The sequence below is a fragment of the Pseudomonas sp. NPDC087342 genome, assembly GCF_044744265.1.
Lineage (GTDB): Bacteria > Pseudomonadota > Gammaproteobacteria > Pseudomonadales > Pseudomonadaceae > Aquipseudomonas > Aquipseudomonas nunensis.
Map to the genome: position 1 here is coordinate 83,834 of NZ_JBIUXZ010000008.1, position 15,449 is coordinate 99,282.

The 15,449-nt window shown below is 57.5% G+C and carries 15 protein-coding genes and 1 tRNA gene; 6 read left to right on the forward strand and 10 right to left on the reverse strand.

Features of this window, described 5'->3' with window-relative positions:
* The first annotated feature begins 491 nt into the window (after positions 1–491).
* Together ACIOYV_RS18235 and ACIOYV_RS18240 are read left to right on the forward strand one after the other, a co-directional pair.
* Complete coding sequence (locus tag ACIOYV_RS18235; RefSeq protein WP_401325735.1) at positions 492–2,033, forward strand: NCS1 family nucleobase:cation symporter-1; 1,542 nt, start codon at positions 492–494, stop codon at positions 2,031–2,033.
* A 57-nt stretch (positions 2,034–2,090) separates the two neighbouring features.
* Positions 2,091–2,819 carry an aspartate/glutamate racemase family protein gene (locus tag ACIOYV_RS18240; protein ID WP_054053967.1) on the forward strand — a complete coding sequence of 243 codons (729 nt, stop codon included), beginning with the start codon at positions 2,091–2,093 and terminating at the stop codon, positions 2,817–2,819.
* A gap of 108 nt (positions 2,820–2,927) precedes the next feature.
* Here the strand turns inward: ACIOYV_RS18240 and ACIOYV_RS18245 are convergent, their stop codons facing one another.
* Complete coding sequence (locus tag ACIOYV_RS18245) at positions 2,928–3,851, reverse strand: LysR family transcriptional regulator (protein ID WP_401325737.1); 924 nt, start codon at positions 3,849–3,851, stop codon at positions 2,928–2,930.
* Between the two features lie 125 nt (positions 3,852–3,976).
* Between ACIOYV_RS18245 and ACIOYV_RS18250 the strand changes: the two genes are divergently transcribed.
* Positions 3,977–4,723, forward strand: coding sequence for a 3-oxoacyl-ACP reductase family protein (locus ACIOYV_RS18250; protein ID WP_054053963.1), 747 nt, complete (start codon positions 3,977–3,979; stop codon positions 4,721–4,723).
* A 124-nt stretch (positions 4,724–4,847) separates the two neighbouring features.
* Here ACIOYV_RS18250 and ACIOYV_RS18255 read toward each other — a convergent pair whose 3' ends face one another.
* Positions 4,848–5,543: an HAD-IA family hydrolase gene (locus tag ACIOYV_RS18255; RefSeq protein ID WP_401325740.1), complete on the reverse strand. Its 696-nt coding sequence runs from the start codon at positions 5,541–5,543 to the stop codon at positions 4,848–4,850.
* A gap of 260 nt (positions 5,544–5,803) precedes the next feature.
* Here ACIOYV_RS18255 and ACIOYV_RS18260 point away from each other — a divergent pair, with 260 nt between their 5' ends.
* The gene (locus ACIOYV_RS18260) at positions 5,804–10,606 is read left to right on the forward strand and encodes an RHS repeat-associated core domain-containing protein (protein WP_401325742.1); all 4,803 of its coding nucleotides are present in this window, start codon (positions 5,804–5,806) and stop codon (positions 10,604–10,606) included.
* 45 nt (positions 10,607–10,651) lie between these two features.
* Positions 10,652–11,005: an Imm50 family immunity protein gene (locus ACIOYV_RS18265; protein ID WP_401325968.1), complete on the forward strand. Its 354-nt coding sequence runs from the start codon at positions 10,652–10,654 to the stop codon at positions 11,003–11,005.
* 75 nt (positions 11,006–11,080) lie between these two features.
* On the opposite strand, the gene ACIOYV_RS18270 is transcribed toward ACIOYV_RS18265, so the two are convergent.
* The 5 genes from ACIOYV_RS18270 to ACIOYV_RS18290 all read right to left on the reverse strand — a co-directional run bounded on the left by ACIOYV_RS18270 (position 11,081) and on the right by ACIOYV_RS18290 (position 13,143).
* On the reverse strand, positions 11,081–11,299 hold the full coding sequence (locus ACIOYV_RS18270; RefSeq protein ID WP_401325745.1) for a hypothetical protein: 219 nt from the start codon (positions 11,297–11,299) through the stop codon (positions 11,081–11,083).
* Between the two features lie 84 nt (positions 11,300–11,383).
* Positions 11,384–11,569, reverse strand: a complete 186-nt coding sequence (locus ACIOYV_RS18275) for a hypothetical protein (protein WP_054053957.1) — start codon at positions 11,567–11,569, stop codon at positions 11,384–11,386.
* 101 nt (positions 11,570–11,670) lie between these two features.
* Positions 11,671–12,093 carry a hypothetical protein gene (locus tag ACIOYV_RS18280; RefSeq protein ID WP_054053956.1) on the reverse strand — a complete coding sequence of 141 codons (423 nt, stop codon included), beginning with the start codon at positions 12,091–12,093 and terminating at the stop codon, positions 11,671–11,673.
* Between the two features lie 166 nt (positions 12,094–12,259).
* Positions 12,260–12,631: a hypothetical protein gene (locus tag ACIOYV_RS18285; RefSeq protein ID WP_054053953.1), complete on the reverse strand. Its 372-nt coding sequence runs from the start codon at positions 12,629–12,631 to the stop codon at positions 12,260–12,262.
* Between the two features lie 323 nt (positions 12,632–12,954).
* Positions 12,955–13,143 (reverse strand): hypothetical protein, encoded by a 189-nt coding sequence (locus ACIOYV_RS18290; RefSeq protein ID WP_054053951.1) that lies wholly within the window; start codon positions 13,141–13,143, stop codon positions 12,955–12,957.
* A 261-nt stretch (positions 13,144–13,404) separates the two neighbouring features.
* On the opposite strand from ACIOYV_RS18290, the gene ACIOYV_RS18295 reads away from it, so the two are divergent.
* On the forward strand, positions 13,405–14,118 hold the full coding sequence (locus ACIOYV_RS18295) for a hypothetical protein (protein WP_401325750.1): 714 nt from the start codon (positions 13,405–13,407) through the stop codon (positions 14,116–14,118).
* A gap of 41 nt (positions 14,119–14,159) precedes the next feature.
* On the opposite strand, the gene ACIOYV_RS18300 is transcribed toward ACIOYV_RS18295, so the two are convergent.
* The 3 genes from ACIOYV_RS18300 to ACIOYV_RS18310 form a co-directional block, all read right to left on the reverse strand.
* Positions 14,160–14,480 carry a YbjQ family protein gene (locus tag ACIOYV_RS18300; protein ID WP_054054102.1) on the reverse strand — a complete coding sequence of 107 codons (321 nt, stop codon included), beginning with the start codon at positions 14,478–14,480 and terminating at the stop codon, positions 14,160–14,162.
* Positions 14,481–14,687: 207 nt separating this feature from the next.
* Entirely contained in the window at positions 14,688–14,870 is a 183-nt protein-coding gene (locus ACIOYV_RS18305; protein WP_163910402.1) for a hypothetical protein, read from the reverse strand.
* Positions 14,871–15,182: 312 nt separating this feature from the next.
* A tRNA-Ser gene (locus tag ACIOYV_RS18310) sits at positions 15,183–15,272 on the reverse strand.
* Between the last annotated feature and the right edge of the window lie 177 nt (positions 15,273–15,449).

Here is a 15,449-nt window from a genome sequence, read left to right on the forward strand (position 1 = left end):
CTATCGCGAGCGAGCTCGCTCCCACAGGAGCACATCGCCAACTTCATAAATGTGTACACACGAATGTCACCATAAGTGCCATTTATGTGTGCACTTTTTGTTTCATCGCCCCAAAAAGTTACATCCCCCTTTCCTGACTTCCTCAGTCGACGTTTCCCACATACACCACTGAAAAATAAATACCTGTTCAATCGGTCAATTTATAGCGTTTTATTTTCAGTTACTTAACGCTCACCAATAACAAAACGAAATTAATGCCGAATTACATAGATCCAGAGATGGCATAGATCTGGCTTAAGTGCATATATGTTTTGTATACAATCCTATTCAAAACATACACACACTTTCGATCCGCAAGCCTGAAGCGCCCTATCCCGTACAGGCTGCAGATGCCCCGTAACCAGTGATTCTCGCCACCCCGCGACGAAGATTTGTCGAGCCAATGCTCATGCACAGTCATCGCGCCGTCCGAGGATCAGGAGCCTGCCGGAATGCGTACTAGCCTATCCAATAACAACATCGCGCTGGATCTGCCCTCCTCTCAACCTGCCCTCAATGTTCACGATCAGCCCCTTCAAACGCCGGTGGTACTCAGCTCGCGCCTGCACAACAAAGACCTGGCGCCGACCAAGGCTGAAGGCCGACGCTGGGGGCGCTACAGCATCTTTGCCCTGTGGACCAACGACGTTCACAACATCGCCAACTACTCGTTCGCCATCGGCCTGTATGCCTTGGGCCTCGGTGGTTGGCAGATTTTGTTGTCGCTGGGAATCGGCGCGGCGCTGGTGTATTGCTTCATGAACCTCTCCGGCTACATGGGTCAGAAAACCGGGGTGCCGTTCCCGGTGATCAGCCGGATCAGTTTCGGCATTCACGGGGCGCAAATTCCTGCACTGATCCGCGCGGTTATCGCCATCGCCTGGTTCGGAATTCAGACATATCTGGCTTCGGTGGTCTTTCGCGTACTGCTGACGGCGGTGCACCCCGGCTTCGCCGATTACGACCACAACTCGATCCTCGGCCTGTCGACCTTGGGCTGGATCTGTTTCGTGGTGATCTGGTTCGTGCAGCTGGCGATCCTCGCGTATGGCATGGAGATGGTGCGGCGCTACGAGGCATTTGCCGGGCCGGTGATCCTGCTGACCGTCGCCTCCCTCGCCGGATGGATGTACTTCCAGGCCGATGCGACCATCGCCTGGTCGATCCGCGAACCGCTGACCGGTGGTGAGATGTGGCGCAATATCTTTGCCGGCGGCGCGCTGTGGCTGTCGATCTACGGCACGCTGATCCTCAACTTCTGCGACTTCGCCCGTTCCTCGCCGTGCCGCAAGACCATCAAGGTCGGCAATTTCTGGGGCCTGCCGGTGAATATTCTGGTGTTCGCCAGCATCACCGTCCTGCTTTGCGGTGCGCAATTTCAGATCAATGGCCGGATCATCGAAAGCCCGACCGAAATCATCGCCTCGATCCCCAACACCTTCTTCCTGGTGCTCGGTTGCCTGGCCTTCCTGATCGTCACCGTCGCGGTGAACATCATGGCCAACTTCGTCGCCCCGGCCTTCGTGCTCAGCAACCTGGCGCCGAAATATCTGACCTTCCGCCGCGCCGGATTGATCAGCGCGGCCATCGCCGTACTGATCCTGCCGTGGAACCTCTACAACAGCCCGTTGGTGATCGTGTATTTCCTGTCCGGCCTCGGCGCCCTGCTCGGCCCGTTGTACGGAGTGATCATGGTCGACTATTGGCTTGTACGAAAAGGTCAGATCAACGTGCCGCAGTTGTACAGCGAAGACCCCAACGGCGCTTATTACTACAGCCGTGGCGTCAATCTCCGCGCCGTGGCGGCGTTCATTCCTGCAGCCTTGATCGCCATCGTCCTGGCGCTGATGCCGGGTTTCCATCTTGTATCGCCGTTCTCCTGGCTGATTGGCGCCGGGATTGCAGGGATGCTCTACCTGATCATCGCCAAACGGCAGCCGCATTACGACGATGTCAGCGGCGAATGCATCGCGGTCGATAACGTCAGCCATTAATCCCCTGGCGGCCCGGCAGCGTCGGGCCGCAGAACCACCCCGCTATAAGGACTTCCCATGCGAATTCTCGTGGTCAACGTCAACACCACCGAATCCATCACCCAGGCCATCGCCCGCCAGGCCCAGTCCGTGGCTGCGCCCGGCACTGAAATCGTCGGCCTGACGCCGTATTTTGGTGCCGATTCCATCGAAGGCAATTTCGAAAGTTACTTGGCGGCCATCGCGGTGATGGACCGGGTCATGTCCTACGACCAGCCATTCGACGCGGTGATCCAGGCCGGTTATGGCGAACACGGTCGCGAAGGTTTGCAGGAATTGCTCAACGTGCCCGTGGTGGATATCACCGATGCCGGCGCCAGCACCGCGATGTTCCTCGGCCATGCCTACTCGGTCGTCACCACTCTGGACCGCACCGTGCCGCTGATCGAGGATCGCCTCAAGTTGTCGGGGTTGTGGGATCGTTGTGCGTCAGTGCGCGCCAGTGGTTTAGCGGTGCTGGAGTTGGAGTCCGATCCGCAGCGCGCGCTGGAGGCGATTGTTCGCCAGGCGGAATTGGCAGTGCTGGAAGATAAAGCCGAGGTGATTTGCCTGGGTTGCGGCGGCATGGCCGGGCTCGATGAGCAGATCCGCCAACGCACCGGTGTGCCAGTGGTGGATGGCGTGACGGCGGCGGTGACCATTGCTGAATCGCTGGTGCGGTTGGGGTTGTCGACGTCGAAGGTGCGGACTTATGCGACACCGCGGCCGAAGACGATTATTGGGTGGCCGGGGCGGTTTGGCCGGTAGACCGCGTCATCGTTCTTCGCGGGCAAGCCTCGCTCCTACAGGGATTTGCGCAGGTCCTGTAGGAGCGAGGCTCGCCCGCGAAGGCCTCACCTCGGTCCCAAACCGAACTCAAATCGCACTAAACCGCTCCCCCAACCCCCGCTCCGCAAACTGCTCAATAATGAAATCCACAAATGCCCGGGTCTTGCCCGGCAACAATTTGTGCTCCGCGTAATAGATCGAAATGTTGCCATCGTCGACGTACCAGTCCGGCAACACCCGTAGCAACGTCCCGGCCTCCAGATAACCCACAGCAAACGGCATGCTCACCAGCGCGATCCCCAAACCCTGAGCCGCCGTGGCACACGCCGCCTCCGAATCACTCATGGTCATCCGCGCCTTGAGCACCAACGGGCTGTGTTGCTGAGTGCGACTGGTCAGTTGCCAGGAGCGCACGCGACCGGTCTGCGGTGAGCGGATCAGAATCCCGTCGCACGATTTGAGGTCGTCAGGTTCGACGATCGCCTCTCTCCCTGCCAGATAGTCGGCCGACGCCACCAGCACCCGATGCGCTGGCGTCAACTTGCGCGCCACCACGCCCTGAGGCAGTTCGAATCCGCCGCCAATCGCCGCATCAAAACCCTGTGCAATCAGATCGACCTGGCGATTATCGAAATGCCAGTCCGGGTTGATCGCCGGAAAGCGTTTTAGAAACTCCCCCAGTAACGGCACGACATATAACCGCCCGAACACCGTGCCCATGCTGACTTTCAGCGTGCCTGCCGGGCGCCCTTCGGCACTTGCGAGGTTGGCCACGGCGTTTTGAATGGTGTGCAGGCTGGCGCTGACTTCGCTCAAAAACAACTGACCGGCTTCGGTTAACGTCAGGCTGCGGGTGCTGCGTTGAAACAACCGCACACCCAGTCTTGCTTCCAGTTTGGCGACGCTCTTGCCCACGGCGGCTGGGGTCAGGCTCAGGCGCCGCGCGGCTTCGGCGAAGCTGCCAACTTCGGCGCTGCGCACGAAGCATTCGATACTGCTGAAGGTTTCCATGATCGCCACTATAAACTTTTGGTTTACACAGACTATCGCAATTACCCTCTACACAGCAGGTAATCCGGAATCGATACTAGGCTCCATCAACCGAGACATCTCGCCTCGGGACTTTGGAGATCGATATGACTACTCAGAACCTCAGCGGCAAAGTGGCTTTGATTCAAGGCGGGTCCCGCGGTATCGGCGCAGCCATTGTCAAACGTCTGGCTGCTGAAGGCGCCGCGGTTGCCTTCACCTACGTCAGCTCCACCGCCAAAGCTGAAGAATTGCAGAACAGCATCACCGGCAACGGCGGCAAAGCCCTCGCCATCAAGGCCGACAGCGCCGATGCAGACGCCATTCGCAACGCGGTGACCGCCACCGTAGAAGCCTTCGGTCGCCTGGATATCCTCGTCAACAACGCCGGCGTACTGGCCGTCGCGCCACTGGAAGATTTCAAACTCGAAGACTTCGACCAGACCCTGGCTATCAACGTGCGCAGCGTGTTCATCGCCACCCAGGCCGCGGCCAAACACATGACCGAAGGCGGTCGCATCATCAACATCGGCAGCACCAACGCCGACCGCATGCCCTTCGCCGGTGGCGGCCCATACGCCATGAGCAAAGCGGCGCTGGTCGGCCTGACCAAAGGCCTGTCCCGCGACCTCGGTCCGCGCGGCATCACCATCAACAACGTGCAACCGGGCCCGGTCGACACTGACATGAACCCGGCCAGCGGTGACTTCGCCGAGAGCCTGATCCCGTTGATGGCGGTAGGTCGTTATGGCAAAGCAGAAGAAATCGCCAGCTTCGTCGCTTACCTGGTCGGCCCGGAAGCGGGTTACATCACCGGTGCGAGCCTGACGATCGATGGTGGTTTCGGCGCCTGATACAGGTCTGCCAACGCCAATCAAATGTGGGAGCGGGCTTGCTCGCGAAAGCGGACTAACAGTCAACATTGTTGTTGAATGTTAAGCCCTCTTCGCGAGCAGGCTCGCTCCCACATTTTCTACATTACGCCCATTCAAGTGCCGGCAAGCCGCATTCACTCGGCGTGAACGCCTTCAACGTACGAAGAATCCCATCCGCGTGAGCGTATTTTTCGTCCGCCATCGCTACATCCGGAATCGCAATCGCGGTCATCCCCGCCGCTTTCGCTGCCGTGACGCCAAACGGCGAATCTTCGAATACCAGGCAATCCTCAGGCGCGACACCCAGGCGCCGCGCAGCGGTCAGGAAGATATCCGGCGCCGGTTTGGCTGCGCCCACTTCCGGATCATCCGCAGTAACAACAAAATCAAACAGCGCAAACCAGTCACGGTGCAACGTGGTTTTCTGGCCGAACGATTGGCGGGAGGAGCTGGTGCCCACCGCAATCGGAATGTTGTTGGCCTTCAAGTGCCGAACCAGCTCCTCGGCCCCCGGCATCGCCAGTGCCTTGGGAAAACGCTCGCGCATCAGCGGCTCGCGGATCACCAGGAACTCTTCGGCGGTGATCGGTAATTCCAGCGCCTCGACCACATAACGCGCCAGGTCGCCCGCGCCACGGCCGATGATGTTCTGTTTGATGCTCCAGTCGAAGGTCCGGCCATAACGTTCGACAATCATCGACGTGACCTCGGTGTAAATGCCTTCGGTGTCCAACAGCAAGCCATCCATGTCGAAAATCACGGCCTTGATCGGGCCGAACGCTTTCAGTGGTGCATTCATCGCATCTGATCCGTTCTTAAAGACATCCCAGGCGGCTCAGGTACGGCCAGTACTCGGATCGATTAAAGGGTTCAGCAGCATAACGAGCGCGGCTGGCTGAGGGCAACGTGCAATGACCGACGGGTGAAAAAACCTGTATTCCTGTGCTGTCGCTGATTTAGCGACTATCCCTACAGCAAACACCTCCTTTCCTGACTTCTTTCCTCGACGATCCCCCGCAAAGTCTCGCGTCCTTTATTGAAGCGCGCGAGTGACTGCGAATGTTCGACCCCAATGGACTCCTGGCCCTGAACAACACCATCGGCCTGATGGTGGTCGCCGCCATGAACCCGGAGCAACCCGATGTCGAAGCGGTACTCGGTGAGTTTCGCCTCTGTCTGAACGACTACGAGCGTTGGGCAGAAAACTTCTGGAGCGGTTGGGCACTGGATGTCGAGCAGGTGTTCAAGGTCGGCAACGATGTTCGCCTTCGCGCTCCGCTGAATACCAGCACGCCAGTCAGCTCCGTGATAACCCAATGCCCCGCCGAAGGCCCGTTGACCCTGGTGCATATGTTCGAGGCGGCGCGTTTCGTGCCGATCGGCAACACACCGGTGACACTCGAACCGGTGATCGCGGATCACAACGGTGAGCTGACATTCGGTGAACCCGTCCACAAGACCATCGGCCCCAGCGGCATTCTCGAAGTTTCCGACTGCAGTCGGGGCCAGCGTTATCGCATCACCTTCTTTCCCGATGTTTCAGCCGAGCACGTCAAGGTGCTCTACGCCTCGTATCAAGGCCTGATCGGCGAACTCGAGGGCTGGCTGCGCGCGGAATGGACCAACGAGTTCGAGCCGCTGTGGACAGAATTCGCCAGCGCCGGCTTTCGTGAGCGCTACGGCCTGCTGCAAGAAGCGGACTGGCTGGGTGTCAGAAATTCGTTGCAGGGTGTTTGGGATGACGTGAAACAGGTCTACGCCCTGCTCGCCGACCTGCAAGCCAATAGCGAAAAGTTGCTGGAGTACCTGACCCAGGCCGAGCTGGAAGCGCTGCTCGCGGCCTCCGCTGATGCCATCGCCAATGGCTTGTTGCTGCTGAGTGATGAGCCGCTGCTATTTATTCACCTCGCCGCGTTTACCAGTTGGCTGAGGATGCTGCCGCCGCAATTCGTCGCCGAGGTGGTGGCGGAAATTCGTACAGAACTGCTGATCGCTTTCCTACTGATGGCGGTGACCCGCGGACAAGGCGTGAAGATCGCTTTAAGTGCCAAGGTGCTGGGTAAAGTCAAATCACCACGGGCACGGCAATGGCTGGCGGCCGCCACATTACGCCTGAGCGAGTTGACCGCCGAATCCAGGCTGACTACCCACGCAGATGCGTTCAAACCGCTGGCGGTCAATGCGCGCCATGCGCCGGTGAGGCCAGCGCCAACAGTGCCATTGGAGATTCGTAACGGCGAGTCACCGGTTCTGGTGGTGAAGAACCCGGTGCCCATCGCTCGGGACAAAACCGACGCACAAACGCGATTGGTCCCACACGAACCTCAGCATGACGCACCGGACCAGGCGACAAATCCTAACGGCGACAGCGCTGATTGCGGGCCATTGACCTGCACCAATGGCTGCCCGGTATCGATGGTCACTGGCGAAGAGCTGTTGACCCTGACCGACGGTTCACTGGACGGAATCCTGCCGTTCGAGTTCACCCGGCTGTATCGCACCAGCGCCGTGGAACTCGACTGTGGCTTGGGCTGGGGCTGGACTCATTCCCTCGCCCACCGTCTGGAGCGGGATGGTCAGCGTGTCATCTGGATCGACCATGAAAACCGCCGTACGACGTTTCCGCTGCCTAGCGTCGAGCGCCCGGCGATTCATAACAGCCTGTCGCGGTCGGCGATTTACTTAGGGGATGAGCCGCAGGAACTGATTGTTGCGTTGGCGGGCGAGACGCCGAGGTTCTACCACTTCCGCAACGGGAAGTTGACGGCGATCAGCGATGCCTATGGCAACCGGCTACATATCACCCGCGATCGCGAGGATCGCATTCAGCGCCTCGACAACGGGGCCGGGCGTTCGCTGCTGTTGTGTTACGAGCGCCGACACCTCATCGCTATCGAGTATCAGACGTTTCATCCTGCCGACTCCCTGAGTGACGCCTGGCGTACAGAACAGACGCTGGTTTCCTACCGCTACGACGCCCGTCATCACCTGATCGAAGCGACCAATGCCGCGGGCGAAAGCGAACGGTACGACTACGACGATCAGCACGTGATCCTGCAGCGGCAACTGGCCGGTGGGGCAAGTTTCTTCTGGGAGTGGGAAAAGTCCGGCAAGGCTGCGCGATGCATCCGCCACCGGGCGAGTTTTTCGCAGATGGACACCGCTTACACCTGGGATGACCAGGGCGGGGTTGTGGTTAAGAACGTCGATGGCAGCGAAGAAGCTTACGTCCATGACGATAAGGCGCGCTTGGTACGCCGGGTTGAACCGAATGGCGGTGAGCATCGCAAGGGCTATGACAACAAGGGCCGATTGATTGCCGAGCAGGACCCGCTCGGGGCGGTGACGGAATACCGCTATGACGAAGTCGGACGTCTCGTGGCGCAAATTCCACCAGAAGGCGAGCCGACTTCCTACGAGTATCGCAACGGTTTCCTGCATGCCCGGCGTCGCGGCAAAGCGGTCTGGATGTATCGGCGTGACGCTCGGGGGGATGTCACCGAATCTATCGACCCGGAAGGACAGGTCACTCATTACCACTACGGCGCGCAGGGGCAGTTGCTGTCGATCCGTTATCCCGACACCAGTCGGCACATGTTCGTCAGGAACGGTCTGGGGCAATTGGTCGAAGAGACGTTGCCAGACGGCGGGCAACGGCGGTTTTCCTACGATGCACTGGGGCGACGGATCACCCGCCAGGACGAACACGGTGCCGTCACCCATTACCAATGGGATGCCGTCGGCCGACTGGTCCAGACGACTTTACCGACAGGCGCCACCCGCGCTTTCAGCTACAACGCCTACGGCAAGATCACCGCCGAGCAGGACGAACTGGGCCGCGTCACTCGCTACGAATATGCCGACGACCTGCATCTGGCCAGTCGCCGCATCAACCCTGACGGCACTCAGCTGAAGTATCGCTACGACAATGCGCAGCTGCTTCTGACCGAGATCGAAAACGAATCCGGCGAAAAATATCAGCTGGACTACACGCCCAATGGATTGATCCGACAGGAAACCGGATTCGACGGGCAGCGCACGGCGTATGCCTACGACCTCAATGGGCAACTGCTGGAGAAAACCGAGTTCGGCGATGACGGTTCGACGCTCATCACCGGTTACCAGCGGGACTCGGCCGGGCGCTTGCTGGTCAAGACGCTGCCCGACGGCATCAAGGTCGAATATCGCTATGACAGCCTCGGGCGCCTGGTCAGCGTTGATGATGGTCACGACCATCCATTGGAATTTGCCTACGACCTGCAAGACCGTCTCATCACCGAACACCAAGGCTGGGGCACCTTGCGTTATAGCTACAACGCCTGCGGCCAGCTCAATCACATTCGCCTGCCGGACAACAGCAAACTCGATTACCACCATGCCAAAGGCGGCGCACTGACGGCCATCGACCTTAATGGCGCGCGACTGACGTCCCACACTTTCGCCACGGGTCGCGAACAGCACCGCCAGCAAGGCTTGTTGCTCAGCGATTACCAGTACGACGACCAAGGTCGCCTGAAAGCCCACTCCGTCAGCCAACAGCGACGACCTCTGTACCGCCGCGATTATGCCTATAGCGCCAACGGCAATCTCGACAGCATCGCCGACACCCGACACGGTCAGCGCAGCTATGTTTACGACGCTCTGAATCGCCTGATCCGCGCCCGCCATTCCCGCGATCACCTGCCGGAAAGCTTCGCCCACGACCCGGCGGGCAATTTGCTGATGCAGGATCGTCCCGGTTTGGCGAGCGTTGAGGGCAATCGCCTGTTGATGCAGGGTGATCGTCATTACGACTACGACGCCTTCGGCAACCTCATCCGCGAACGCCGCGGCACGGCGCAAAAACTCGTCACCGAATATCGCTACGACTGCCAGCACCGGTTAATTAGCGTCACGTTACCGAATGGAAGTTGTGCGAATTATCGCTACGACGCCTTCGGCCGCCGCATCGCCAAAACCGTCGATAACAAGACCACCGAGTTCTTCTGGCAAGGCGATCAAGTTGTCGCCGAAAGCAGCTCCGAGCATTACCGCAGCTACATCTACGAACCCGGCACCTTCCGCCCACTGGCGATGCTCGACGGCAAAGGCCCGCTACAGGCCTGCCCGTTCTACTACCAACTCGACCACCTAGGCACACCGCAGGAACTGACCGACTACAGCGGCGAAATTGTCTGGGCCGCGCAATACACCGCCTACGGCCGACTGACCCGCCTGAACCGCGATACACATCAAGTATTGGACCAGCCGTTGCGGTTTCAAGGGCAGTACTTCGATGCGGAGACGGGACTGCACTACAACCGGCACCGGTATTACAACCCGGATGTTGGACGGTACCTGACGCCGGATCCGGTTAAGTTGGCGGGTGGGTTGAACCCGTACCAGTACACGCCAAATCCGACGGGGTGGGTTGATCCGTTGGGGTTGAACGCCAACTGCCCGCCGAAGGTTCAGGAGTCAGCCGGTTGTTTAAATCCAAGTGAGCCAGAAGTACCAGATGTTTCACGACGAGGAGCTTTCAGACAAGCTAAGAGCGACGCCGGAATTCCTAGAAGCCAGCAACCTGACGCGCTACACGACGAAGCGAGTGGAAGATCCACTCAGTTCATTTATGTCAAAATGACTGACATAAACGAGAAAAATATACTTAACATTTCTGGGTTACCGATAAGGACTAGGCAGTACCAGTTCACTCGAGAAGACGGCTCTATAATTCTTCTTCAAGATCACTCTGCGGGCCATAAATTCGGCGAAGTGAAAACCAAGGGTGATCAGGGAGCTCATTTTAATATCAGACCTCTTGACGACCCTAGAAATGGAAAAGTCGAAAACACCAAAGAACACTACCCTTTTAAGAGATAACATATGAAACATTGGAACGATCTTGACGGCAGCATTTTTTTTAACATGGTATTCAGCAAGCCCATATCAATCAAAAGTATAAAATTATTCACACTTAAAATAGACAACAACCAACCGTCATTAACCATGGGCTTCGACATACAGGATATCCCGGACAAACCACCAAAAAAATGGGCAAACTCAACGTTCAACGCGTGTCGTATCGGATTAGATTGCAGCGAATTGAGCGATTTGATTATAAAAAACATTCCAACTCGTGAAATATTAAATATCACAATAACTAGACACGATGACGTATTTAAAATATGTGCGCGATCAGAGAATTCCCTAATAGAGTTCTCGACTAAATTCCCCCGTCTTTGCGGTCCTTCTGTCTATCTTACTGAAACCGCTATGTGATTTATTTTATTGAAGCTACAGATCACTTAAATCGAAAAACCCAACAACTTTGCTGGGTTTTAATCTCAAAACTTCTCAACTCGGCTCCCCCGACCCATCCTCACCGGCAATATCCGGATCATCGGGACTCGCCTCCACATCCCCTCGCTTCACATCACCCTCCGGAACATGCTCCACACCTGCGTCATCCTCATCATCAGGCGGACGCTGGTCACGGCTCAGTGAATCTGTGGGTGAAGGCAGCGGATATTCAGGGGTTTCGTCGACGTCAGCGACTTTCGGATCAGCGTTCATAAGCACCTCTCGAAGGACCTGAAGGGCAGGCCCTGACATTTCGAGGATGGGGCTATGCAGGCGTTCGATCCGAGGGACGATCGGTCAGTCCTCGTCCGAGTCTTCCTCTTCATACTCGGTGTTGCCCACATCCCCTGCATCATCAGAGTCGTTGAGCGGGACGGTTGCATCGTCCATTAACGAACCTGGATCTTCATTTCCAGGATCGTTCAAATACGGCACGCCGCTGGAGTCCTCTTGCTTATCTTTGTCTTCGGTTTCAAGGGTCATGGCGCGCCTCACAGTTTCAGCGAGTTGATGAAGTTCGGGGCGTCTTACAACCAAGCATTGCAGAGCCCTACTCACAGAAGTGCTGTCGCTAGACAGTCAAACTAGCGATGTTTGTTTCTGTGTTTGTTCTTGTGCTTGTGGCCGCCACCAGAATGGGAGCTGCCGCTGTCGCTACCCAGGTTGTTGCCGACAGCGCCACCCGCCGCGCCACCCAAGCCTGCGCCAATGGTCGAACCGGTGGAGCCGCCCAGACTATGGCCGACCACCGAGCCGCCCGCCGCCCCGATACCGCCGCCGACGGCCGCTTCTGTGCGGCTGCCTTTGCGCGCGCCGACCGCGCTGCCTGCGGCGCCGCCCACACCCGCGCCGATCGCTGCGCCGGTGCTGCCGCCCATTTGCTGGCCGACCACATTACCCAGCGCACCGCCAAGACCACCGCCAACCGCTGCGGTACCATCGCCGGCCGCCATGGCGCCCTGAGCGACCAAAAGACCAAGAACCAACGTGGACAATGTCAAACGCATGATATGAACCTCAATTCCGTATTGGAGGAGCGCAAGTGTCTCAACCTGCTCCCACAGTACTCTGCTAGTCGAGAGGGTTGTAAGAGTTTGGAGGCTCGCTGGAAAAAAACGTTCAGAAACGAAAAAGCCCGGCATTACGCCGGGCTTCTTGAGCTGACCTTCAGGATCAGTGGCGCTTGTGGCCTTTCGACAGGTTGGTACCTACCGCGCCGCCAGCAGCACCGCCCAGGCCGGCGCCGATGGTTGCACCGGTCTTGCCGCCCAGGCTGTGGCCAATCACCGAACCGCCCGCCGCGCCGACACCGCCGCCGATAGCCGCTTTGGTACGACTGCCTTTCGGAGCGGCAATCGCACTGCCTGCCGCGCCCGCTACGCCAGCACCGATCGCTGCGCCGGTGCTGCCGCCCATGTTCTGGCCGACGACATTACCCAGCGCGCCACCCAGACCACCACCGAGCGCGGCAGTGCCTTGACCGGCAGCCATCGCACCTTGAGTAACCAAAAGGCCCAGAACCAGAGCAGGCAGTGTTAAACGCATGACGAAAACCTCAAAAAAGGGGGAAACGAAAAGGCGGAGATTGAATGCTTTAGTGACGGCAAAGTCCAGACACAAACCGGCTCAACCTCGCTATAGGCGACGGTTGGACAGCGTTTATGGAAAAGGTTTTATGACAGGCAAAAAAAAGCCCGCTGGGGAGACGGGCTGGAGTACTGCTTTCTAACGGATGAGCTGAGACTACGTAGGTCCTTGTGAAAAGTTTGTGAAAGAAAACCAGCAAATGTCTGCTGGGAAACTCTCGAGTACTCCGCACACCACAAATGAAAAACCCCGCTCAATGGCGGGGTCGTTTTTGCTGACGATTATTTCCTGGAAGGTGCTGCAACCTTGGGCAGAAATTTTGACTTCGGCCCTCGAGGCGCCATCGATTTGATCTTGCCAGTCTTGACCTGATCCTCGCCAAAGCCAGCCACATATTCAGTCTGGCCGCACTGCACGCAATTGTTGATTGGAAACTCAGCCCCGTCGTCTTCGATATACGGATCAGCCATCTCTTCGCCCCTTTCAAAAATGGGCCGATACCGGCAAGCCTGTTTTGCCTGAAAAATATCGACCACCAAGGCTTTTGAGACTAGCCGGTCATTACTGGACTTGTGATTCAGATCACCCTGTGCCCGACGAATGGCCGATGCCCGCGTCCTACAAATCGATCACGTAACAAACAGAAACATGTCGTACGTCCGTTCCGCCCTCAAGATTTCCAGCGACAAGCCGTTGCCCTTATTCCTACGCAAAAAACTCAGGGAGAGAACATGGAAATCAAGGGAATGCCGTCACTGATCAACACCACGCCTATCACGCTCACCCCCGAGCAGATCGCGGCGGGTAAAGCAGGTGGCGAAAAAATAAAGGAGATGATCGACTCCGGCGCGATCGACATGAAAAACCCGACGGGCACGCAGCTGACCCCGGGCGTCATCTATCACCCGAGCAATCCGTCGCCCTCCCAGCCGTCCGACCCGGGAACGCCCATGGTCGCCATCGATGTCTACGTTGGCCGCACCGAGCCCACCAAAGATTTTCCCGCCGCTCATGACCGCTTGATGGCAGCCCATGAATACCTCAAGACTTCGTACATGCAGTTTCTGGACGATTTGAAAAACATCGACCCGACACTTGAGGAAAAAGACTTCGGCTTTACCGTCGATCCGCAAGGGCAACTCAAGGCCACATCCCCTACCGGCTCGGTCAGCGCCGAAGACCTCGCTCGTCTTACCGAGTACATGAATCAATCCGACGCCTTGAAAGACGCCGCCAACGAATATGCGAGCAGCTCGTTCGAGTATGTGAAGGAAGATCGGGAATACCTGGGCACCGGCGGTTTTATTCTGAACAAGGACAACTTCGAAAAAACCATCGACCTTGGCCAATTGTTTACGTATCAAAAGTCGGGCAACACCAAAATGAGCAACTATTTTTTCATGCAGGTCTTCACCAAGGGCGAACGCGCTACGCTCACCGCCTGATCAACCTGACGACGCCCGTGCGCTGACCGCCACGGGCCGCCTCATCTCAACTTGACCGCCGTCCCGGTCACAAACACCACCACCATTCCGCCCTTGCCGGCCGGCATGCTGATCTCGAAATCAAGTCCCACCACCGCATCCGCCTGCAACGCCCGCGCCCGCTCCTTGATCTCGTCCGTCGCCTGAATGCGCGCCTCCTTCAGCGCTCGCTCGAGCGTCTGCGAACGCCCACCAAAAAAATCCCGCATCCCTGCAAACATGTCGCGAATCACGTTAACGCCCTGCACCGACTCGGCGCTGACAATGTCCAGGTAGGCTGTGATTTGCCGGCCTTCGATGGTGTGGGTTGTGGTGGTGATCATGGGGGTTCCGTGTTTGTCCTGGCGCACGTTAGCGTCAGGTAACTGGTAAATAAAAAAACAGTACGTGGCTGGGCTTGGGGATTGAAGAGACGCCCCAGCCTTCGATACTAAACCTTCATACACTCCTCGACGGGCTGGTGGTTTCCAGACTATTGAGGAAGCGCGAAGCGCCGTAGAGGCTGGTACCGGAAGGACCAAGGTTGAGGATTAGAGAAACTTGATCAAAACCGCCGTAACCGTCGCCACCGACCCTATGAGCCCCGTCGCAACCGCCACCGGATACCAAAAAGTCTCACGGGTCATCTTCCCCGCTTCAGCATTCAGCTTGCGCTGCTCCGCCATCAGCTTGACGATTTCCACGTGAATCTTTTCCAGTTCGGCTTGTTCCATGGTGAGTTCCTGCATAGCGCGCGTCTTTCCATCCGTCCGGGTAGAGGGGCAATCCGTGTGCGTTGCCGCTTCATTCATTCTGTACCCGATCGGTGCAAAACGAACAGCCTCACCCGCAGACAGCTAATTTAAGGTGCCGACCTCATCAAAGCCCCGCAGCAGCTGGCTTTCGAATACCACGTCCTACGCCACCTACGTTTTTCCTACACCAGTTTCAGAAGCGTCTTTAAGCGCCCTACCCAAAACCCAGACGCCAGAAACCACAAAACCCCTGATTTCTCTCGAAATCAGGGGTTCTGGTTACATCGAATTTGGCGGTGAAGGAGAGATTCGAACTCTCGATACAATTTCTTGTATACACACTTTCCAGGCGTGCTCCTTAAGCCACTCGGACACTTCACCGTATCTCTTCAAACATGTTCTGTCTGTCGAGGCGCGCTAATGTAGTCGAAAGCTTTTCCGATGGCAAATATTTTTTTCAGAATTTTCATGCGCTTAGCGATTCAGGCGCTGCGGCGGGTTCGCGACCATGGCAAACCGGCCAATCTCCGGCTTCGTCCCCTCTTCTATATAGAGGGG